This window comes from Streptomyces sp. NPDC047061, from assembly GCF_040643955.1.
Lineage (GTDB): Bacteria > Actinomycetota > Actinomycetes > Streptomycetales > Streptomycetaceae > Streptomyces.
Genome location: NZ_JBEYVI010000025.1, coordinates 41,577 through 62,248, shown reverse-complemented (window position 1 = coordinate 62,248; position 20,672 = coordinate 41,577). Strand labels below are relative to the sequence as shown.

The window sequence follows — 20,672 nt, the reverse complement described above, 5'->3', positions numbered from 1 at the left end:
CTGACAGTCCGTCCACAACCGCAAGGGGGGTGCATGCAATTGGGGGGACCGTGCCCCTTGCGACTTGTAGAACCCGTTATTACCTTCACGGCAACCGGTCCTTTCTGATGGACCGTCAGAACGCGTCGCCAGCACGCGTCGGAACCACATGTCCAGGCTCGTACACGGTGGGAGTGAGTCGCTCATGCCCTGTCCCGCGCTGCCCGACGGGTTCGACCTCACCGACCCCGACCTGCTCCATCACCGGGTGCCGCTCCCGGAGTTCGCCGAACTGCGGCAGGCCGAACCGGTCCGCTGGATCGAACAGCCGCACGGCCTCGCCGGCTTCCAGGACGACGGCTACTGGGCCGTCACCCGGCACGCTGACGTCAAGTACGTCTCCACGCACCCCGAGATCTTCTCGTCCTGGCTCAACACGGCGATCATCCGCTTCACCGAGCACATGCAGCGGGACGCGATCGACGCCCAGCGGCTGATCCTGCTGAACATGGACCCGCCCGAGCACACCCGGGTCCGCCAGATCATCCAGCGCGGCTTCACCCCGCGCTCCATCCGCGCCCTGGAGGAGCGGCTGCGCGCCCGCGCCGGGTCGATCGTCGACGCCGCCCGCGCCCACTCCGGCCCCTTCGACTTCGTCACCGAGGTCGCCTGCGAGCTCCCCCTCCAGGCGATCGCGGAACTGATCGGCATCCCGCAGGACGACCGGGCCAAGATCTTCGACTGGTCCAACAAGATGATCTCGTACGACGACCCGGAGTACGCGATCACCGAGGAGGTGGGCGCCGAGTCCGCCACCGAGCTGATCGCCTACGCGATGAACATGGCGGCCGACCGCAAGCAGTGCCCGGCCAAGGACATCGTCTCCACGCTGGTCGCCGCCGAGGACGAGGGCAACCTCAACTCCGACGAGTTCGGGTTCTTCGTGCTGATGCTCGCGGTGGCCGGCAACGAGACCACCCGCAACGCCATCACCCACGGCATGCACGCGTTCCTGACCCACCCCGACGCCTGGGACCTCTACAAGCGCGAGCGCCCCGCGACCACCGCCGAGGAGATCGTCCGCTGGGCCACCCCGGTCAACTCCTTCCAGCGCACCGCCACCCAGGACACCGAACTGGGCGGCAGACTGATCCGCAAGGGCGACCGGGTCGGCGTCTTCTACGCCTCCGCCAACCACGACCCCGAGGTCTTCGCCGACCCCGACACCTTCGACATCACCCGCGACCCCAACCCCCACCTCGGCTTCGGCGGCGGCGGCCCCCACTACTGCCTCGGCAAGTCCCTCGCCGTCCTGGAGATCGACCTGATCTTCAACGCGATCGCCGACGCGATGCCGGGCCTCCGGCTGGTCGGCGACCCGGACCGGCTGCGCTCGGCGTGGATCAACGGCGTGAAACACCTCCGGGTCACGACGTAGGGGTCACGACGTCGTAACCCCCTCCGGACGCGGGCCGACGGCTCCCGGCGCCGCCGGCCCGTCCCGAGGGAGGCAGGAGCACCCCCTCCCTACGCCCCCGTTCCTGCCTCCCCCGAGACGCGCTGTCACTCCCTGCCCGACGCGACCACCGCCAGCACCCCGGACACGGCGGCCGCGACGAGCAGCGGCACCCCCGGGCTGTGGTCGCTGATCAGCCATGCCCCCAGCACCGCGCCGGCGAACAGCGCGACGACCGCTGCCGCCCGGCGCGGGGAGCGGTGGCTGGTGCCGTCGCCGAGGCGGGACTCGGAGAGGAGTCCGGTCAGGGTGGTGGTGAGGACCGTGGTCGCCGTGAGGTCGGGCACGCCCAGCTTGCGGACGTTCGCGTTGCGCAGCCCCATCGCGAAGGCGGTCAGCGCGATCAGGACGTACCTGGTCGCCGGCGTGCCGGAGCCGGCGAAGGCCAGCACGGCCGACCCGGCCACCAGGGTCGCCTCCGCCGCCAGCGTCACCCGCATCCACCGGCGCCGGGAGCCGACGGCGAACCGGGCCGCGACCCGGCCGCCCATCGCCGCGCCCAGCATGAAGGCGGCCAGCGAGGTCGCCGAGTGGGGGACGGAGAAGCCGGGCGTCCCGGCGGCCGCGAAGCCGAGGATCACCACGTTGCCGGTCATGTTGGCGGTGAAGACATGGCCCAGGCCGAGATAGCTGACGGCGTCGATCAGGCCGCTCACCAGCATCAGCGCCAGCAGCACGGCCACCAGCCGCACACCGCGGGTCTCGGGGTCGCGGGGCGGGGTGGCCGTCGTCATCGTTCCTCCGGCGGTCCGGCGGGTGGGCTGGCTCCGGGCCCAGTGCACCACGGCGGACCGCACGTCGGCGGCACGGCCGGACGGGTGTCGGCACCACGGTCGGCCGCCTGTCGGCACCACGGTCGGCCGCCTGTCGGCAGCACGGCCGGATGTACGTCGGCACCACGGCGGGCCGTGCGTCGGCACCACGGCGGACCGCACGTCGGCACCACGGCCGGACATGCCGCGGCAGCGCGGCCGCACCTGTGTCGGCGCCCTGTCCGGACATGCGTCGGCACCCTCGCCCAGGAGGAGGGGCGAGGGTGCCGGAGTTCAGGGGCGCGCGGTGCCGGGGATCAGCGGCGGCTGCGCGGCTCGGCCGCGATCGACCGCGGGCGCGCGCGGGTCGGCGGCTCAGTACCAGCCGTTGGCCTGCCAGAAGCTCCAGGCGGCGGTCGGGCTGCCGTAGCGGGAGTTCATGTAGTCCAGACCCCACTTGATCTGGGTGGCCGGGTTGGTCTTCCAGTCGGAGCCGGCGGACGCCATCTTCGAGCCGGGCAGGGCCTGGACCAGGCCGTAGGCGCCGGAGGAGGAGTTGGTGGCGGAGATGTTCCAGCCACTCTCGTGCGACACGATCTTGCTGAACGCGTTGAACTGTGCGGCGTCCGGAATCATCTTGTGCGCGATCGACTGGGCCGAGGAGGCCGACGTGGTGGCGGCCTGGGCGGGCGCCGCGGTCAGGGCCATGCCGGCGGCGGCAGCGGCCACGGCGGCGGTGGTGAGGGCCTTCTTCGGGGAAGCGATGCGGCGGATGAAGGACACGGACACGGAGAACCTCTTTCGTCGGGGACAGGGAGTCGCCGTGCTCCGGAACCACCCGTGAGGGCCGTCCGTATGCGTCGGCGCCGCGGCCCGCTGTGGGCTCGTGGCGCCTGGCGACGTCGTCCAGACAAGCAGGCCGGAAACCTGTCCGCAATCACCCCGTTTACTAGTGGTGGTCGCATACGCGTCGATGGTCCGTTGTGTGGCGTGGCTCTCAAACCGCAGGTCAGCTAGGGTCGCGAAACGGACAAAAGGGAAAAGTCTGACTACTGTTCCGGATCGTAGGTGACGTGGGTCATGTGGGGTGCTTCACCGGTCCGGTCACCTGGCGCGTACGGCGCCTCACGTCCCGGGACCGTCGAATGTGACCGCGGTCTCGAAGGCGGCCCGCCGGGTGGCCCGGCGCAGCGCCCGCAGCAGCGCCGGACCGAGGAGAAGGGTGAGGACGACCGTGCACAGGGCCCGGCCCAGGTTCCAGCCCATGGCGGTGGCCAGGCTGTAGGCGAGGAAACGGGCCAGGTTGGCGGCGGGCCCGGCGTGCGGGTCGAAGGCGAGGTTCGAGGCGGTGCCGGCCAGCAGCGGCCAGCCCGCCAGGTCGACGACCGTGCCGTAGGCGAACGCGGCCACGAAGCCGTACCCCGCCAGCAGCGCCAGCTCCCCGCGGCCGCGCAGCCGACCGGCGCCCGGCAGCAGGCCGGCCCCCATCGTGAACCAGCCCATCGCCAGCATCTGGAACGGCAGCCACGGCCCCACCCCGCCGGTGAGCAGCGCCGACGCGAACATGGTGAGCGAGCCCAGGGTGAACCCGAAGCCCGGCCCGAGGACCCGCCCGCTCAGCACCATCAGGAAGAACATCGGCTCGATCCCGGCGGTGCCGGCGCCGACCGGCCGCAGCGCCGCCCCGGTCGCGGCCAGCACGCCCAGCATGGCGACCGCCTTCGGACCGAGTCCCGACTCGGCGATCGTCGCCGCCAGCACGGCGACCAGCAGCACCAGCAGCCCCGCGAAGAGCCAGGGTGCGTCCTGGGCGTGCGAGGCGATCCGGGAGGAGGGCGGGGCGAGGAAGGGCCAGCCGACGGCGACCACGCCGACGGCGCTGACGAGGAGCAGGGCGGCGAGGGAGCGGGGGCCCAGCCGCACGGGGTTCTCGGCGCGGGACCTCGCCCGGGGACGCGACCGGATACGGGGAGGGGGTGCGCCGGTCATGTCAGCGCCTCCCGGACCTGGGCCACGGTGAGCCACCGCTGCGGCGCGAGGATCTTCGTCACCTGCGGGGCGAAGGACGGCGAGGAGACGACGATGTCGCCGGTCGGCCCGTCCGCGATGACCTCGCCCTCCGCGAGCAGCACCACCCGGTGCGCGAGCTCCGCGGCCAGCTCCACGTCGTGCGTGGCCAGCACGATCGCGTGCCCGTCGGCGGCGAGCCCGCGCAACACGCCCACCAGCCGGGCCTTCGCCGCGTAGTCCAGGCCCCGGGTCGGCTCGTCGAGCAGGAGCAGCGGCGGGCGGGCGGTGAGGACGACGGCGAGCGCGAGGGCGAGCCGCTGCCCCTCGGAGAGATCACGGGGGTGCGTGTCGTCCGCGACCCCGGGCAGCAGGTCGGACACGAGCCCGCGGCAGGTCCCGGAATCCGCCCCCGCGTCCCGGTCGGCGGCCGCGCACTCGGCCCCGACCGTGTCGGCGTACAGCAGGTCACGCGGTTCCTGCGGGACCAGTCCGACCAGGCGCACGAGGTCACGCGGGCGCGTGCGGTGCGGGACCGCGCCGCGGACCCGCACCGCGCCGGAGCCCGGCTCGACGAGCCCGACCAGTGCGCCCAGCAGCGTGGACTTCCCGGCGCCGTTGCGCCCCATGAGGGCCACGGTCTCCCCGGGGGCGACGGTGAGGTCGACGCCGCACAGCGCGTCGACCCGGCCCCGGCGGACGGCGAGGGAACGGACCTCGGCGAGCGGAGCCGCCGCGCCGACCGCGGAACCGCTCACACGACCACCCCCGCGACCGGAAACGGGCCGCTGCTCCGGGACCCGCCCGGCGAGCCGCTCCCGCAACCCGGCCGCCGCCGCCCGCCGCCGGGCGTCCCGTACGGTCATCGGCAGCGGCGACCACCCGGCCAGCCGCCCCAGCTCCACCACCGGCGGACACACCGGCGACACGGCCATCACCTCGGCGGGCGTCCCGCACACCGGCGCGGCCCCGTCCCCCGGCAGCAGCACGACCCGGTCGGCGTACTGCACGACCCGCTCCAGCCGGTGCTCGGCCAGCAGCACCGTCGTCCCCAGGTCGTGCACCAGCCGCTGGAGCACGGCCAGCACCTCCTCGGCGGCGGCCGGGTCGAGCGCGGAGGTCGGCTCGTCCAGCACCAGGACCGCGGGATGCGGGGTGAGCACCGACCCGATCGCGACCCGCTGCCGCTGCCCGCCCGAGAGCGTGGCGATCGTCCGGTCCCGCAGCTCGGCGAGCCCCAGCAGATCGAGGGTCTCCTCCACCCGCCGCCGCATCACCGCCGGGGCGATCCCCAACGACTCCATCCCGTAGGCGAGTTCGTCCTCCACGGTGTCGGTCACGAAGTGGGCGAGCGGATCCTGGCCCACCGTGCCGACGACGTCCGCGAGTTCGCGCGGCCGGTGGGTGCGGGTGTCCCGGCCGGCGACCGTCACCCGCCCGCCCAGGGTGCCGCCGGTGAAGTGCGGCACGAGCCCGCTCACGGAGTTCAGAACCGTCGACTTCCCGGTGCCGGACGGGCCGGCCAGGAGGACGAGTTCACCCTCCGGCACCTCGAAGTCGACATCCTGCACAGCGGGTCGGTCCGCGCCGTCGTAGGTGACGGAGACGTCCTCGAAACGGATCACGACGGCTCCTCCCTGGGGTCCTTGGGATCCCCGGGAACGATGAGAGCGGGCAGCAGGCCGAGCAGCACGGCGGCCGCGGGCCAGAGCGGAAGCGTGGGGGCGACCAGCGGTACGACCCCGGGATGCAGGGCGTCCGGATCACGGACGGACGCCAGGGTGAGCAGGGCGGCGACCGCGGCGCCGGCCCCGGACACCAGCCAGGCCCGCGCGTCCCACGGGTCCGGCCGGTACCGGGTGCGCGGCGAACGCCGGCCGCCGAGCCGCAGCCCCGCCAGCGCGGCGGCCACCCCGGCCGGCAGCAAGGTCATTCCGTAGCCGCTGCCTTCAGCGGTGAGCAGCCCGTACGTTCCCGCGCAGATGCCGAGCAGGCCGCCGAGGGTGAGCACGGCCGTCGTACGGCGGACCCGGTCCGGGACGTCGGCGCTGCGGCCGTACCCGCGCGCGTCCATCGCGGCGGCGAGGGCGACCGAACGCTCCAACGCGCCCTCCAGGACCGGGAGTCCGACCTGGAGCAGGCCGCGGATGCCGGAGTCGGGGCGGCCGCGCAGCCGCCGGGCGGCCCGCAGCCGCTGCACGTCGGCCACCAGGTGCGGTGCGAAGGTGAGCGCGACGACCACGGCCACGCCCAGCTCGTACAGGGCACCGGGCAGGGACTTGAGCAGCCGGGCCGGGTTGGCGAGCGCGTTCGCGGCGCCGACGCAGACCAGGAGGGTGGCGATCCTGAGGCCGTCGTACAGGGCGAAGACGAGCGCCTCCGCGGTGACCCGGCCGCCGAGCCGGATGCCCTGGGCCCAGTGCGGGAGCGGCACTTCGGGGAGGGTGACGAGGGTGTGCGCGCCGGGGACGGGGGAGCCGAGGACGACGGTGAAGGCGAGGCGGACGAGGAGGACGGCGAGGGCGAGCCTGGCGAAGGCGGCGTAGGAGCGGGACCAGGGGGCGACCCGGCTCCGGCAGACGGCCACGACGTAGGCGGTGACCGCAACGAGAAGGGCGAGGAGGAGGGGGTTGCTGGTACGGGACGCGGCGACCCCGAGAGAGAGCGACCAGAGCCACCAGGCGCCGGGGTGCAGGGACACTCGCCCGCGCTTGCGCCCCGTGCGGGGCGCGGGGAACTGCGCGGCCGGCCCCCACCGACCCGCGATGTCACCCATTCCTGCGCCGCCGCGCCTGCCAGAAGGCCCCCGCGGCGAGAAGCGCGACGACTCCCGCACCCGCCAGCAGCCCCACCGACGGCCCGCTGTCCGACGTACCCCCCGCGGCCACCTTCTCCCCGCACCCCCGCTCCGGATATCCCCCGATCGCGCACAGCAACGCGTTCGTGTCGTACCGCAGCGGCTTCGCCACCGTCGCCAGCGCCTCCGCCGTCGTCGCGTCCTCGGACACCACCGCACAGGCCGTCCGCCGCGCAGGCGGCCGCTCTCCCGGGGACGCGTCCGCCGCCGTGCCGAAGTCGACGACCAGCCCCACCCGCTTCCGGCCCGCCACGGCGGGCGTGCCGGCACAGATCGTCCCGAAGTCCGCCGTGCCGCGCGGCCGCGACGCGTCCGCCGAGTCCTCGCTCACCGCGAAGCGGAAACCCTCGACCGAACCGTCGGCGGGCCGCGCGGTGGAGGGGCCCTGCGTGGCGTACGTCCAGCGCGCGCCGTCCCGCTCCCAGAAGGACCAGTAGCGGTAACCGGTGGCCGCCGCCGGCCCGGCGGCCGCCGCGCACAGCGTCAGCGCGGCCAGGAGCAGCAGCGCGGCCCGGCGGACCGCGGTCACAGCTGCTGCTGCTTCCGGCGGCCGCTGAGCAGGAAGCCGATGCCGATACCTCCGACGAGACCGGTGCCGACGATCCACCACACGCTGTTGCCCGACTTCTTCTCCTCGGTGTGCTTCGCGGCGGCCGTGGCCGCCTGCGGCGCCGGACCCGTCGCGTTCAGCGCCGTCACGAGGTTCGTCCCGCCGAAGTCGCGCGGGTCCGCGCCCATCGCGTGCGCGGCGAGGATCAGCTCGGCGTAGGCCGCGGGCCCGCTCTGCTCCGCCCACGGCACGGCGTGCGCCTCCAGCCACGCGTACGGCTTCTTCGCCGGCTTCGTCCAGCCCTGCGCGGCCATGGCGACGACCGCGTCGGCGGTGTTGCCGTAGTCCGGCTGGGGCTCGGCGCCGGGCAGCGCGGAGACGAGGTGGCCCTTGGCGGAGGTGGCGTCCGCCAGGTACGCGGCACCGTTGCGGGCCACCGCCTCCCGGGTGAGGGCCTTGGCGGAGTCCGCGCAGGCATGGCTGCCCTCCGCCGACGCCTTCCCGGCCGTCGTCACGAACCCCTTGCCGAGGGCGCCGAGCACCCCGGCCGCGGTCGCGTCCGCGTTGGCGGCGAGCTTCCCCTGCTTGTCCGGCTGGTAGGCGAGGGCGCCGCCACCGTCCTCGTCGCAGGGGAGGGACCACTTGGCGAGGAGGGCGTACGGCGACCTGTCCGCGCTCGCGCCGGCCGCCGCGAGCGCGCCGACGACCACGCCGGTGGAGTTGGTGTCGCTGGCCGAGCCGGGGGCGTAGCCCCAGCCGCCGTCCGTGTTCTGCTGCGACTTCAGCCAGTTCACGGCCCTGTCCGCGGCGGCGTCGTGGCCGCCGGCCGCCTTCAGCGCCTGTACGGCGGCCGCCGTGCTGTTCGTGTCCACGGTCACCTTGGCGTCACAGGCCGCCGTCGGCTGGGCGCGGAACGCGGCGAACGAGCCGTTCGCGCACTGCTGTCCGGCCAGCCAGTCCACCGCCTTCGCGGCCGGGGTGACCCCCACCGCGCGCTGGGCCAGCAGGGCGAGGGACTGGCGCCAGACGCCGTCGTACTTCGGGTCCGAACCGCCGTACAGCCCCGACGGGAGGACCGCCGACGCGGAGGGCGAGGGGGACGCGGTGCCGGCGGCCATGTCGGCGGCCAGTGCGGTCGTCGCGGGCGTGGCGGTACCGATGACGGCGGTGGCGGCCAGCACCCCGGCGGTGCGGCGGAGGACGGTCATGGTCGGCGGGTGCCTCTCCCTGCGGGGAGCCGGGCAGCACGGGACACCCCGGCGGCTCGGCTCCGTAAACCTCGACGGTGCCGTGCGACGGCGGGCGCCGGCGCACATGAGCCGATCAACGTCCCGGGCGCGGCGGTCCGGCTTGCCACAGAGGGTGTGGCTCACGGTTGCGGGTCAGCGCCGGAATTGCACCGGCTTCCCCCCGTACGGGTGATGACGACCCGGCTACCTTACCGGCCGCCCGGCGGAAGCTGAGAGGGGGCTGTGCGGGGACCGTTTCGTTATGGTCAGGCCATGACGGGGAGACTGCTCGGCTCGGGGCGTTCGGCCGACGTGTACGAGATCGACGAGGCATGGGTGCTGCGCCGGGACCGGGACGGCTGGGGGGACGCCGCCGCCGAGGGCGCCGTGATGACGTACGTACGGGAGCACGGGTACCCGGCGCCCCGGGTGCGGCCGTCCGGGTCCCGTACCGAACTGGTGCTGGAGCGGCTGCCCGGGCCGACCAAAGCCGGGAGGAAGTCGAAGTGCTGGGAGAAGCGGGCGAGTTGATACGGGCGATCGCGTTCTAGGGTGGTTCGTACGAGCTTCCCCCGTAATTCTCGTGCACCGGATCGCACACCTCTGCGACCATCCCCGGATGGCGCACAGTCTCGAATCGCTGGTCATCCGGCACACCCACCGCCTTCCCTCCCCCGCGGGTTCCGACGGGGAAGGAGCCGTCGCCGCACGGCAGTTCGACGCGGCACTGACGTCCGTGGGCTTCAAACTCTCGGCGGAACTGCTGGAGCGGCTGTCGGGACGGTCCGAGGCCGCGGTCCTGCACACCGCCAGACGGACGCTGCGCACCGTGAGCGAGATGGTGGGCGACCACGTCCGGCACAACGCGTACTTCATCGACTTCCCGGCGAACGTGCCGGACACCGAAGAGTTCTGGATGCAGTGCGTGGCGAAGGCGCTCGGCGACGAGAAGTCGCGCGGGAAGGTGCTGGCGCAGCTGCGGAGCGGGGTCCTGGACCTGCTCGGTCTCCCCTCGTACGGCCGGTACCAGCACACCTACGAGGACATGCTGGCGGCGCAGGACGAACTGATCGCCTCGGCGGGTGACCGGGTCACCGTCCTGCATCTCGGCCGGGACCTGGACGACGAACTCACCGACCTGTACCTGTCCCTGGCCGGCTGCGCGACCCCGCTGGGCGAGGACGACCTGCGCGACCTCAAGGCCCTCGCGGAGCGGTGCGCGCTCGGCCCCCAGCCGGAGGCGATCCCGGTCCGGGAGAACCGGGCGGTCGTCAACGAGGCCCGGCTCGGTGTCGGGGCGGACCTCCTCCTCGACACCGTCACCGACGTGCTGCGGCTGGCCTGCGCGCTGTCGGGCGGCGACGTGACGCTGCAGGAGCCGACCCGGTTCCGGGCGCTGTCGCGGCCGCTGCGCCGGGGGCTGCTGGCGGGTCTCGACGCCGTGGTCGCGGCGAACCCCGCGAAGCTCGCCGACGTGCACGCGCACCGGGAACCCTTCAAGCGGCTCGGCGAGCGACTCCATCCGCACGAGTACCCGCGCTGGCCGCACGCCGCCGACGTGTTCGCGGTCGCGCGGGGCGACAAGGAGGCACGGTCCTTCGACAGCCGGATCGAGAGGCTGCTCGACGCGTTCGACGTCATCGGTGCGGTGGAGCTGCTGAAGTCCGCTCCCGGCAAGCTGTTCCGCGCCCTGGACCTCCTGCTGCGCATCGCCGCCGACCAGGAGGAACGGGACGCGGTGGTGGCCGCCGCGGTGCAGGTCGCTCCCGACGTCTCCGGCCGGGTCGCGCTCTCGGTGCGCGAGCACTTCCACAACCGGGCAGCCGAGAGCGGCGAACCCCGGATCTTCGTCAACCGCCGGGGCCGCGCCTGGGTGACCTCCGACCAGCGGCCGCCGGTACCGGCCGCCGACCGCGATCGCCTGATCGCCGCCCTCGACACCGAGATACGCCGTCGGCTCCCGGTGCCGGGCCGGCTGCTGCTCGACCCCGACATCCTCGACGTGGCGCTTCCGCTCAGCGGCCGGGCGACCGAGGCCGGGCTCGGCGTACTGCCCCGAGGGTCCCTCTCCGAGGTCGACGGTGAACAACTGCGCTTCTTCGTGTACTGGAAGGAGACCAGGAGCCGGACCGACTACGACCTGTCGGCGCTGCTTCTCCACGCCGACTACAGCACCGACTCCTGGCTCTCCTACACGAACCTCAAGGCCGTCGGGGGCGTGCATTCGGGCGACATCACCGAAGCACCCGACGGCGCCTCGGAGTTCATCAGCCTGTCCCTGGACCGAGTACGCAGCACATTCGTCGTTCCGCAGGTCAACATCTACGCCGGCGAAGGATTCGAGGAGGTCGAGGAGTCGTTCTTCGGCTTCATGCTGCGCGACGGCGAGCAGAAGGGCCGGCCGTTCGAGCCGCGCACCGTGCGGATGAAGTCGGAGCTGCGCGGGGCCGGCCGGGTGGCGCTGCCGCTGGTGTTCCAGCGCGGGGACGACGGCCGGTGGCGCGCGAAGTGGCTGCACCTGTACCTGAGGGGCGTCTCGGCGGCCAACCGGGTCGAGGAGAACCAGGTGTCCGTGTCGAACCTGGTGCGCGCCGTCGTGGAGCGCGAGCAGTTGACGGTGGGGTACCTGATCGACCTGATGTCCCGCGACACCACGACCGTGGACCTGTGGGACGGCGAGCGGGTCCCCGAGGATCCCGTGACGTACATCGGGCTCGAACGTCCCGAGGGACTGCACCCGGATTCACGGATCATCACCCTCGAAAACCTGCGCGACCTGATCCCCGGCTGAGTGCTAGCGTTGCCCACGGCGAGGCCATGAAGGGGCTTCCTTCTCAACTTCCTGTCAAGAAACGAGTTCCTTCGCTTTCCTCGCCGTCGACTCCGACCGGGAGGCGCCCACTCGGCGCCTCCCGGTCTTCGTGTGCAGTTCCTCAGGTGGCCAGCGCCCACTCCTGTTCCGGGTGGGTTCCGTCCGCCCATCCTTCACAGTTCCACTGGATGGCGCCGGCGCCGTTGGCGGTGTTGGCGGAACCAATGGCAAGGCACAGACCACTCGACACGTTCTGCAGGTGCCCGTCGTTGTAGAGAACCCATTGCTGTTCGGCGTGACCTGTTTCGCAGGGCCATTGAATAGCTGCGGCACCGTTGGTGCTGCTGGCGTTTCCGATCGCCAGACACTGACCGGAGTTGACGTTCGTGATGGTGTACGTATACGAAGCCACCGTGGTGAATGCCCATTGCTGTTCGGCGTGTCCGGACTCGCAGGTCCACTGGATCGCATGCGCGCCCTGTGCCGTGCTCGCGCTGCCGATGGCAAGACATCTCGCGCTGTTCACGTTGACCAGGTAGTACCCGGAGGCCGCGGATGCTCCGGGTGCTGAAATGGCGAACAGCCCCAGGGCCGTTGCCATGACCGTCGCCGCGCGCCGTAAACGCATACACATCACCCCTTGTGGTATGCCGAATCAGAATGGAGGGGTGAACTCTCTCGTATCTTCCATAACCGCACCAGCGACGTTTCGGTCATCGGCGCCGACGGCGAATGATCCGGATCTCCGGCGTCCATAAGGCCACGGTCGTCGTGGTGTTTCCTGGACGCGGCTGCCGTCCGCTGACTCGGGATCCGCCAACTGCTGCCGGAAGACCGGCAGGTCGCCGTCCTCCGGCCGGCGCAGGGACATGTCCGCGGGAGCAGAAGAGCCTTCAGGCCGCGTTCGCGAGCGGGGCGATGCCCGCGGACAGGTGGCGGGCCATCCGGCGCAGGGCGTCGTCGCAGTCGGCCGGGGTCTCGCCCACCGCCACCCAGAGGGCCAGCCGGTCGGCGGCGGTGGCGTGCGGCCCCGCGGTGACGTGGTCGCCGGCGTGCCCGGTGAGGAGCATGCGGTCGGCGCCGGGCTCGTGGGCGGCGTCGGGGGAGAGGCCCAGGTGGTCGAGGCGGCCGGTGGCGGCCGGGTAGGCGAACTGGATCGCGGCCGCCTGCTGCCGGGTCGGCGTGGTGTCGGGCACCTCGCCGGTGGCGAGGGCGGCCGCGACCTGGGCGAGGTCGACACCGGTGGCCCGCTTGACGAGCAGCGGGATCAGGTCGCCCGGGAGGTGTGGGGCGACGTCGGTGACCCGGGGGCCGCGGTCGGTGAGGGTGAGGCCGATGTGCAGGACACCCCGGCCGACACCGAGGGCGTGCACGGTGCGGTCGACGGCCAGCCGCAGGAAACGGTTGTGCAGCAGGCCGTCGTGGGCGTGCACGGTGTGCCGGAGCGGCTGCCGGGCGGGCGCCGGGCCCAGGGTCGTACGGGTGATGGCGGCGATGCGGATCTCGCCGTCGAGGACGACCGTCTCGGCCGAGACGCGGGGCGGGCCGGGGTCGTCGTCGACGGGGACCGCGCGGCCGGCCAGCAGCGCGCGCAGCGCGGGCGGGTCGCTGCACGCGGCGGCCGCGGCGAGGGAGGTGCCGGGCAGCCCCAACTGCCCGGCGATCGTGGCGGCGGCGACCGCGTACTCGCCCGTGTGGGTCAGCACGCCGCGGACCCGGTGCCTGGCCGCGAAGCGCACCACCGCCGATGCCGTCGCGCCGCCCTTGCCGGGGTCCGCCGCGAGGTGACCGGCCAGGCACTGCTGTGCCCAGGCCGGCGGTGCGGCGTCCACCAGCAGCACCGGGCGGACCGCGGCGACACGCGTCAGCACGAACTCGTCGTACGCGCGCCGGCGGCCGGCACCGAGGAGCAGGACGGGCTGCGGCATCGGTTCGCCTCACCTTCTGGGAGGAGGCGGGGTGGCTGGTCGCCCCGGATGCCGCTCCCCCATAGGCGGCACCCGGGGCGGGTCGGTTCGACCGTGGCCTGGTGACGTGATCCTTTCCTGCCGGTCCGTCACATGTCAACGATTGCTGCCCCCTTGTGCAGTGGTCCTTGTCATGTCTGGTGGCCGGGACCGGTGATTCGATAGCCTCGCGTCTGCTCGGCCGACCGACCAACCACGCGTGTCCAGGGGGACCTTGGTGAGTGACGCCCATGCCCCGCTGACCGGCGCACTGCAACGGCTCGGGGAGCTGACCGGACGCCCCGGACGGCTGCCCGAGGTGCTGGACGTGGCCGACCTGTCGTACCGCACCGGGATCCCGGTCGGGGTGGTCGCCGAACTCCTCGCGGGCGGCGCCGCGCCCGAGGCGGGGCTCGCCGAACGGGTGCGGCAGCGGCTGGACTTCATCCGCGAGAACCGGCGCCGCCCCGACGGCAAGCGGTACTCGCTGGGCGAGCTGGCGGCGATCGCCGGCACCAGCAGGCAGTGGCTGAGCGAGTGGCGCAAGAGCGGGCTGCCGAGCCTCGAACACACCGACCGGCTGCGGCGGTTCTTCGGCCTGCCGGCCGGTTTCTTCACCGCCGACGAGCCGGAGGCGCTGTACGAGGCGCTCCAGCCGGTGCTCCAGGGCCTGGAGGCCCAGGCCGACCCGCTCTCCCGGCTCCGCGAGAGCGGCCTGGTCCGCCTGGCGGCCCGCGCCCCGCAGATGAACCCCCGCCAGCTGGCCACCCTCGCCGACCTGGCGGAGATGCTGATCACCTCCGAGAGCGCCGTCAACTGAGCTTCGGGTGGCCCGGGTTGGGGCGGTGACCGTCGAACCGCCTACACCGCCACGTACGTGACCGGCTCGCTCCCCGCCACCGCCTCCGCGCGCCCCAGCTTCACCAGGCGCCGCAGGTGGGCCTCGGCCTCCGAGACGGCGATGTTCCGGGAACCGTAGGGGATCTGGTCCCAAGGCCGGTTCCACTCCATCCGCACGGCCAACTCCCATGGCGTGAGCGGTTGTCGGAGGAGGGAGAGCAGGCCGGAGAGGCGCTCCTCGTGGTGGGCCAGCAGCTCCCGTACCCGTCCCGGTGCGTCGGTGAAGGTGTGCTGGTGGGCCGGGAGCACCTCGGCCGGGGCGAGCCGGCCGACGCGTTCCAGGGAGTCGAGGTAGTCGCCGAGGGGGTCGGTGACGGTCGCGTCGTCGGGGTCCTCGTAGAGGCCGATGTGCGGGGTGATCTCGGGGAGCAGATGGTCGCCGGAGAACAGGCGACCGTGGCCCGGTAGCCGGGCGGGGTGCTGCTCCTCCAGGTGCAGGCAGACGTGGCCGGGGGTGTGTCCCGGCGTCCAGACGGCACGCAGCCGCCGGCCGGGCAGGTCGAGGAGTTCGCCGGGGAGGATCTCGCGGTCGGGGAGGGCGGGGGCGAGGCCGGGCGGGGCGCTTCGGCGGCGGGGTCCGCCGCGCAAGGGCGCCACGTGCTCGTCCGGCGCCCCGGCGGCCGTCAGCTTCGCCGCCATGTACGTGAACCACCGATCCGGCCGGGTCTCCCGGGCCCGCCGCACGATCGCCGCGTCGGCCGCGTGCATCGCGATCCAGGCCCCGGACGCCTCGCGCACCCGCCCCGACAGCCCGTGATGGTCGGGATGGTGATGCGTGATGACGATCCCGTGCACCTCGCCGACGCCCGTACCGCACGCCTCCAGCCCCGCCACCAGCACGTCCCACGACCCGGGGTCGTCCCACCCGGTGTCGACCAGCACCGGCCCGCGGTCGGTGTCCATCATGTACACCAGCGTGTGGCCGAGCGGATTGTCCGGAATGGGTACGGCGATCGACCGCACACCCCCGCCGAGATCCCGCACCGCCACCCCCGACTGTGCCTCCCCCGATCGCGCCTCCGCCGACCGCGCCTCCGCCGACTCGCCCAGACTGTCCGTCATCAGCCCTCCTCCGCCCCCGCCCGGTCCCGCCGGCCCCACGGCCGTTCCTCACTATAACGAGAACTGATGAACCGTCAGACTGGCCCCTGGCAAGTTCACTTGACGGCACTTTGCGCGCTTGGCGACTCGCGCGAGTGCCTCCGCCCGGCCGGCGCTCACCGGCCGGGCTCGGCCGCGGGTCGGCCCTTTAGGGTCGGGGACATGACGCTCCCACTTGCCGGCAGTGCCTTCGACTCGCTCCGCCTCGACGCCGTGCCCGACCAGGAGGCGTTGCGCCGGGCCTACGAGCTGCCCGGCGCCGCGGCCGTACGCAAGCAGATGACCGAACTCACCGAGCAGACCCGGCGGTTGATCGGCTGCTCGTCGCTGGTCCTGGTCGCCAGCGCGGACGCCGAGGGCCACTGCGACGTCTCCCCGCGCGGCGGCCCCGCCGGATTCGTCGCCGTCCTGGACGCGCGGACGGTGGCGATACCGGACGCGACCGGCAACAAGCGGCTGGACACCCTGCAGAACGTCGTCGCCACCGGCCGGGCCGGGCTGCTGTTCGTCATCCCGGGGCGCACCACGACGCTCAGGGTGAACGGCCGGGCCTGCGTCTCCACCCGCCCGGAGCTGCTGTCGCAGCTGACCGCCGTGGGCAAGCCGCCGGCCAGCGCGCTCGTGGTGGGGATCGAGGAGGTCTACCCGCACTGCCCCAAGTCGCTGCTGCGCAGCGGGGCCTGGAAGCCGGAGCAGTGGCTGCCGGCGGACGCCCAGCCGACCTCGGCCGAGGTGACGCTGGCCCAGCTGAGGATGCCGGAGCTGACGATCGCCGACATCGAGCAGACGGAGTCGGATTCGCTGAAGTACCGGTACGAGTAAGGGGGCCCGGCCGCATATTCGTTTGCCGCCAGTCGGCGCGGCCGGATAGGAAGCTCGCATGCTTACAGGCAGCACGGTCGGGCTCAGGGCCCGGCACGAGGAGGACTTCCCGGTCCTGCGGGCCGAGCTCTACAACGACGTGGTCCATTCCTCGCGGTCCGACGACAGGCCGTGGCGACCGGTCGCGCCCGGCTCGCAGGACCCGCGACTCTCGGTGGACCACAAGGACGAGGGGAGCGTCAGGTTCTCCGTGGTGGAGCTGGCGGGCGGCACGCTGGTCGGCTCCGCCGTGCTGTGGGGCATCGACAACCACAACCGCAGCGCACACCTCGGAATGGGTCTGCTGCCGGCCTCCCGCGGCAAGGGCTACGGCACCGACACGGTCGCGGTGCTGTGCCACTACGGCTTCGTCGTACGCGGCCTGCACCGCCTGCAGGTCGAGACCCTCTCGGACAACGCCGCGATGCTGGGCGCCGCCGAACGCAACGGCTTCGTCCGCGAGGGCGTCCTGCGCTCCTCGGCCTGGGTGATGGGCGAGTTCCTGGACGAGGTCCTGCTCGGGCTGCTCGCCCGGGAATGGCGGCCGGCCTCGGAGGCCTAGCCCTGAAGGGGCGTCGAGGGCGCCCCTTCAGCAGTGGCAAAAGCGCTGGTGAGAGCCTATTCGTTCCCGCCCCTGGCTTCCTTCAACTAGAACTGGTATCAGTTCTGAGACATCGTCAGGGAAGGGTGGCGGGGCGCCATGACCGAGTTCCTGGAACACGGACAGCTGTTCATCGGCGGGGAGTTGACCGACCCCCTGGGCAAGGACGTCATCGAGGTGATCTCGCCGCACACCGAGGAGGTCTTCGGGCGGGTGCCGCATGCCTCGCGGGAGGACGTGGACCGGGCGGTGGCGGTGGCGCGGCGGGCCTTCGACGAGGGGCCCTGGCCGCGGATGACGCTCGACGAGCGGATCGGGGTCGTCACCCGCATCAAGGACGCGATCGCCGTGCGGCACGAGGAGATCGCCCGGGTGATCTCCTCCGAGAACGGTTCGCCGTACTCCTGGAGCGTCCTCGCGCAGGCGCTCGGCGCGATGATGGTGTGGGACGCGGCGATCAGGGTCGCGCGTGACTTCACGTACGAGGAGACGCGCGACGGGGTGCTCGGGAAGATCCTGGTGCGCCGGGAGCCGGTCGGGGTGGTGGCGGCCGTCGTGCCGTGGAACGTGCCCCAGTTCGTGGCGGCCGCCAAGCTGGCCCCGGCGCTGCTCACCGGCTGCACGGTGGTGCTCAAGCCGTCCCCGGAATCGCCGCTGGACGCCTACATCCTCGGCGAGATCACCAAGGAGGCCGGACTGCCGGACGGGGTGCTCTCCATCCTGCCGGCGGACCGCGAGGTGAGCGAGTACCTCGTGTCCCACCCGGGCGTCGACAAGGTCTCCTTCACCGGCTCGGTCGCGGCCGGCAAGCGAGTGATGGAGGTCGCCGCGAAGAACCTCACCCGGGTGACCCTGGAACTCGGCGGCAAGTCGGCGGCCGTCGTGCTGCCGGACGCGGACGTGGCCACCGCCGTCGCCGGCATCGTCCCGGCGGCCTGGATGAACAACGGCCAGGCGTGCGTCGCCCAGACCCGCATCCTCGTCCCGCGCTCGCGCTACGACGAGTTCGCCGACGCCTTCGCCGCCGCGGCGAGCGCCCTGAAGGTCGGCGACCCGCTGGACCCGGCCACCCAGGTGGGCCCCCTGGTCGCGCGCCGCCAGCAGCAGCGGAACCTGGACTACATCCGGATCGGCCAGGAGGAGGGGGCCAAGATCCTCACCGGCGGCGGACGGCCGCCCGGTCTGGACAAGGGCTGGTACGTCGAGCCCACCCTCTTCGGCGACGTCGACAACTCCATGCGGATCGCGCGCGAGGAGATCTTCGGGCCGGTGATCTGCCTGCTCCCCTACGGCGACGAGTCCGAGGCGCTGAAGATCGCGAACGACTCGGACTACGGGCTGAGCGGAAGCGTCTGGACGGCGGACGTGGCGCACGGCATCGAGGTCGCGCGGCAGGTCCGTACCGGGACCTACTCGGTGAACACCTTCAGCCTCGACATGCTGGGCCCCTTCGGCGGCTACAAGAACTCCGGTCTGGGACGGGAGTTCGGCCCGGAGGGGTACGGCGAGTTCCTGGAACACAAGATGATCCACCTGCCGGCCGGCTGGGAGGGGTGAGGGGCCGCCATGGGCGACCGCTGGCACGTCGAGGTCGACCGTTCGATCTGCATCGGCTCGGCCCAGTGCGTCCACCGCGCCACCGGCTCCTTCCGCCTCGACTCCGCCATGCAGTCCCACCCCGTGGACCCGGAGACGGACGCCAACGGGAAGGTCCTCGACGCGGCGGAGAGCTGCCCGGTGGAAGCGATCACGATCACCCTGCTGGGCAGCGGGGAGCCGGTGTTCCCGCCGGAGGACTAGATCCTTCCCAGGGTCGCGAACACCGCCCGGGCGCGGTTGCCGTCCGGCTGCTGCCAGGCGCCGGTGACCTGCCCGGCCGTGCCGTCGGGCGGTGTCGAGCCGGGCTCCAGTACCCGCCGCAGCCGCAGGACCGGACCGGCGCCCGGTACGGCGAACTCGGTGCTCTCGTCGGTGTCGACGGGGGCACCGAGGCCGGGCACGGGGCCCTCGCCGGCGTAGGAACGCTCGACCTCACGGTCCGGGGTGTCGGTGATGCTCTGCGCCTGCGCCTCGGTGCGCCCCTCGATCAGCGCGAGCAACCCGGCGGTCAGGACCGGGTCGTGGCAGCCGTCGTAGGCCCAGCGGGTGCCGAGGACCCCGTGCTCCATGGTGCCGACGAGCGCGTGCTCGGCGCCTTCCAGCGGGGCGCCGCGATAGGTGAGCGGCACGAGATACGCCCCCGGCCCGGCGGTGACGACCATGAACTCGATCCCGACCTCGCCCGCCGGATCGTCCAGCCGGAAGCCGCCGGCCTTCACCAACTCCGGCGCGGCCGGGCCGTGGTACCAGGGGCGGGTGGGGAGCCAGCCGGCGAGGAGTTCGACCTTGGTGGGCTTGAGGGTGGTGTGGTGGATGAGTGCCATGGGGGAGATTCTCCGATCAGGCGGACGTGCCTCGCCAGACACTTTCCGCCGGGCCGGACTCGGTGGAGTGTCGGTGCCCTGGGATACGCTCCTGCGGTTTCAACGGAGCGAGCAGGGCGGGAAGCGTGCGCAAGTCGGAGGCCAAGGGCCTGATCAAGGAGGCCTACCAGGCCTGGGAGGCCGAGGAGTGGCTGACCGCCGCCGGGCTCTTCGAGCAGGTCCTCGCACACTTCCCGGACGAGAAGCAGAGCGCCGTGTGGTGGTACGACGCCGCGCTCGCCCACAAGTTCCTGCGCAACTGGGCGAAGGCGTACGCGCTGGGCCGCGAGGCCGCCGCCCGGGCGCCGCGTGGGGAGGGTGACCCGGCGTTCTGGAACCTCGGTATCGCGGCCACCATCCAGGGCGACTGGGCCACCGCCCGGGACGCCTGGACCGGCTTCGGCATCGAACTCCCGGAGGGCGAGGGGGAGATCGACGGGCGGTTCGGGGCGGCCTGCGTGCGGCTCGACACCGGCGGTGAGCGCGAGGTGGTGTGGATCGACCGGCTCTGCCCCACCCGGGGACGGATCATGAACGTGCCCGTCACGGGCGGGCGGCGGTTCGGGGAGATCGTCGTGCACGACGGCGAGCCCAAGGGGCACCGGGTGGTCGACGGCCGCGAGTTCCCCGTCTTCGACGAACTGCTCCTCTTCCGCGCCTCCGAGCTGCCCACCCTGGAGGTGACGGTGAACGCGGGCGAAGCCGCCGACCTGGACGCGCTGGTCGCCCTCTTCGTCGAGCACGACTTCGGCGCCGAACCCGCGAGCAGCGTGGAGGTGCTCTGCGCCTGCTGCAGCGAGGGCACCCACGAGCAGCAGCGCTCGGCGCACGGTGGCGCCCAGCAGGTGTCCCTGGCGGCCCCGGAGCAGGAGGCCCGGCTGCTGCTGGAGCGGTGGGCGGGGGAGACCGCGATCGGGCGGAGCTGGAGCGGGCTGGAGACCGTGGGGTAGCCGACCGGTCGGCTTATATCAGGAAAAATCCAAAAAATCCCTCGTTGGGGGTTCCCATATGCTCCGCGCGTTCTATCCTGGAATCAGCCTACGAGGCGAGTGAGGGAGTCCGAGCGGAGTAGCCGACTCTGGCGTGACGCAGATGCAGA

Annotated in this window: 19 protein-coding genes, 1 pseudogene and 1 riboswitch; of the genes and pseudogenes, 9 read left to right on the top strand and 11 right to left on the bottom strand. The window is 72.8% G+C overall.

The window, feature by feature from the left end:
* Positions 1-184: 184 nt before the first annotated feature.
* A complete protein-coding gene (locus ABZ887_RS30570) occupies positions 185-1,417 on the top strand; it encodes a cytochrome P450 (RefSeq protein ID WP_361296051.1) in 1,233 nt (410 codons plus the stop codon).
* A gap of 125 nt (positions 1,418-1,542) precedes the next feature.
* On the opposite strand, the gene ABZ887_RS30565 is transcribed toward ABZ887_RS30570, so the two are convergent.
* From ABZ887_RS30565 to ABZ887_RS30535, 7 genes are all read right to left on the bottom strand, one after another.
* Positions 1,543-2,229 carry a YoaK family protein gene (locus ABZ887_RS30565; protein WP_361296048.1) on the bottom strand — a complete coding sequence of 229 codons (687 nt, stop codon included), beginning with the start codon at positions 2,227-2,229 and terminating at the stop codon, positions 1,543-1,545.
* Positions 2,230-2,622: 393 nt separating this feature from the next.
* Positions 2,623-3,036 carry a transglycosylase SLT domain-containing protein gene (locus ABZ887_RS30560; RefSeq protein WP_361296045.1) on the bottom strand — a complete coding sequence of 138 codons (414 nt, stop codon included), beginning with the start codon at positions 3,034-3,036 and terminating at the stop codon, positions 2,623-2,625.
* 336 nt (positions 3,037-3,372) lie between these two features.
* Complete coding sequence (locus tag ABZ887_RS30555; RefSeq protein WP_361296042.1) at positions 3,373-4,236, bottom strand: ECF transporter S component; 864 nt, start codon at positions 4,234-4,236, stop codon at positions 3,373-3,375.
* A complete protein-coding gene (locus ABZ887_RS30550) occupies positions 4,233-5,879 on the bottom strand; it encodes an ATP-binding cassette domain-containing protein (RefSeq protein WP_361296039.1) in 1,647 nt (548 codons plus the stop codon). The genes ABZ887_RS30555 and ABZ887_RS30550 overlap by 4 nt, the downstream gene beginning before the upstream one ends.
* Entirely contained in the window at positions 5,876-7,030 is a 1,155-nt protein-coding gene (locus ABZ887_RS30545; RefSeq protein ID WP_361296036.1) for a CbiQ family ECF transporter T component, read from the bottom strand. The genes ABZ887_RS30550 and ABZ887_RS30545 overlap by 4 nt, the downstream gene beginning before the upstream one ends.
* Positions 7,023-7,640, bottom strand: coding sequence for an SCO2322 family protein (locus tag ABZ887_RS30540; RefSeq protein WP_361296033.1), 618 nt, complete (start codon positions 7,638-7,640; stop codon positions 7,023-7,025). The genes ABZ887_RS30545 and ABZ887_RS30540 overlap by 8 nt, the downstream gene beginning before the upstream one ends.
* Complete coding sequence (locus ABZ887_RS30535) at positions 7,637-8,869, bottom strand: prenyltransferase/squalene oxidase repeat-containing protein (protein ID WP_361296030.1); 1,233 nt, start codon at positions 8,867-8,869, stop codon at positions 7,637-7,639. The genes ABZ887_RS30540 and ABZ887_RS30535 overlap by 4 nt, the downstream gene beginning before the upstream one ends.
* 108 nt (positions 8,870-8,977) lie before the next feature.
* Positions 8,978-9,109: riboswitch (cobalamin riboswitch) on the bottom strand.
* Positions 9,110-9,163: 54 nt separating this feature from the next.
* On the opposite strand from ABZ887_RS30535, the pseudogene ABZ887_RS30530 reads away from it, so the two are divergent.
* Both ABZ887_RS30530 and ABZ887_RS30525 read left to right on the top strand, forming a co-directional pair.
* Positions 9,164-9,376, top strand: a pseudogene (locus tag ABZ887_RS30530) (aminoglycoside phosphotransferase family protein); the annotation flags it as partial.
* A gap of 133 nt (positions 9,377-9,509) precedes the next feature.
* Positions 9,510-11,681: a TerD family protein gene (locus tag ABZ887_RS30525; RefSeq protein WP_361296027.1), complete on the top strand. Its 2,172-nt coding sequence runs from the start codon at positions 9,510-9,512 to the stop codon at positions 11,679-11,681.
* Between the two features lie 142 nt (positions 11,682-11,823).
* On the opposite strand, the gene ABZ887_RS30520 is transcribed toward ABZ887_RS30525, so the two are convergent.
* A complete protein-coding gene (locus ABZ887_RS30520) occupies positions 11,824-12,303 on the bottom strand; it encodes an RICIN domain-containing protein (RefSeq protein ID WP_361296024.1) in 480 nt (159 codons plus the stop codon).
* 292 nt (positions 12,304-12,595) lie between these two features.
* The gene (locus ABZ887_RS30515; protein ID WP_361296021.1) at positions 12,596-13,630 is read right to left on the bottom strand and encodes a hypothetical protein; all 1,035 of its coding nucleotides are present in this window, start codon (positions 13,628-13,630) and stop codon (positions 12,596-12,598) included.
* A gap of 256 nt (positions 13,631-13,886) precedes the next feature.
* Here ABZ887_RS30515 and ABZ887_RS30510 point away from each other — a divergent pair, with 256 nt between their 5' ends.
* The gene (locus ABZ887_RS30510; protein WP_361296018.1) at positions 13,887-14,468 is read left to right on the top strand and encodes an XRE family transcriptional regulator; all 582 of its coding nucleotides are present in this window, start codon (positions 13,887-13,889) and stop codon (positions 14,466-14,468) included.
* A 41-nt stretch (positions 14,469-14,509) separates the two neighbouring features.
* Here the strand turns inward: ABZ887_RS30510 and ABZ887_RS30505 are convergent, their stop codons facing one another.
* Entirely contained in the window at positions 14,510-15,610 is a 1,101-nt protein-coding gene (locus ABZ887_RS30505; protein WP_361296015.1) for an MBL fold metallo-hydrolase, read from the bottom strand.
* A gap of 201 nt (positions 15,611-15,811) precedes the next feature.
* On the opposite strand from ABZ887_RS30505, the gene ABZ887_RS30500 reads away from it, so the two are divergent.
* From ABZ887_RS30500 to ABZ887_RS30485, 4 genes are all read left to right on the top strand, one after another.
* Positions 15,812-16,471: an MSMEG_1061 family FMN-dependent PPOX-type flavoprotein gene (locus ABZ887_RS30500; RefSeq protein ID WP_361296012.1), complete on the top strand. Its 660-nt coding sequence runs from the start codon at positions 15,812-15,814 to the stop codon at positions 16,469-16,471.
* 58 nt (positions 16,472-16,529) lie between these two features.
* Positions 16,530-17,072 carry a GNAT family protein gene (locus tag ABZ887_RS30495; RefSeq protein WP_361296009.1) on the top strand — a complete coding sequence of 181 codons (543 nt, stop codon included), beginning with the start codon at positions 16,530-16,532 and terminating at the stop codon, positions 17,070-17,072.
* 138 nt (positions 17,073-17,210) lie between these two features.
* Positions 17,211-18,668, top strand: coding sequence for an aldehyde dehydrogenase (locus ABZ887_RS30490; RefSeq protein ID WP_361296007.1), 1,458 nt, complete (start codon positions 17,211-17,213; stop codon positions 18,666-18,668).
* 9 nt (positions 18,669-18,677) lie between these two features.
* A complete protein-coding gene (locus tag ABZ887_RS30485) occupies positions 18,678-18,911 on the top strand; it encodes a ferredoxin (protein WP_217551542.1) in 234 nt (77 codons plus the stop codon).
* On the opposite strand, the gene ABZ887_RS30480 is transcribed toward ABZ887_RS30485, so the two are convergent.
* Entirely contained in the window at positions 18,908-19,534 is a 627-nt protein-coding gene (locus ABZ887_RS30480) for a 1,4-alpha-glucan branching protein (RefSeq protein WP_361296004.1), read from the bottom strand. The genes ABZ887_RS30485 and ABZ887_RS30480 overlap by 4 nt on opposite strands.
* 125 nt (positions 19,535-19,659) lie before the next feature.
* Here ABZ887_RS30480 and ABZ887_RS30475 point away from each other — a divergent pair, with 125 nt between their 5' ends.
* The gene (locus ABZ887_RS30475; RefSeq protein WP_361296001.1) at positions 19,660-20,523 is read left to right on the top strand and encodes a tetratricopeptide repeat protein; all 864 of its coding nucleotides are present in this window, start codon (positions 19,660-19,662) and stop codon (positions 20,521-20,523) included.
* Positions 20,524-20,672 lie beyond the last annotated feature (149 nt).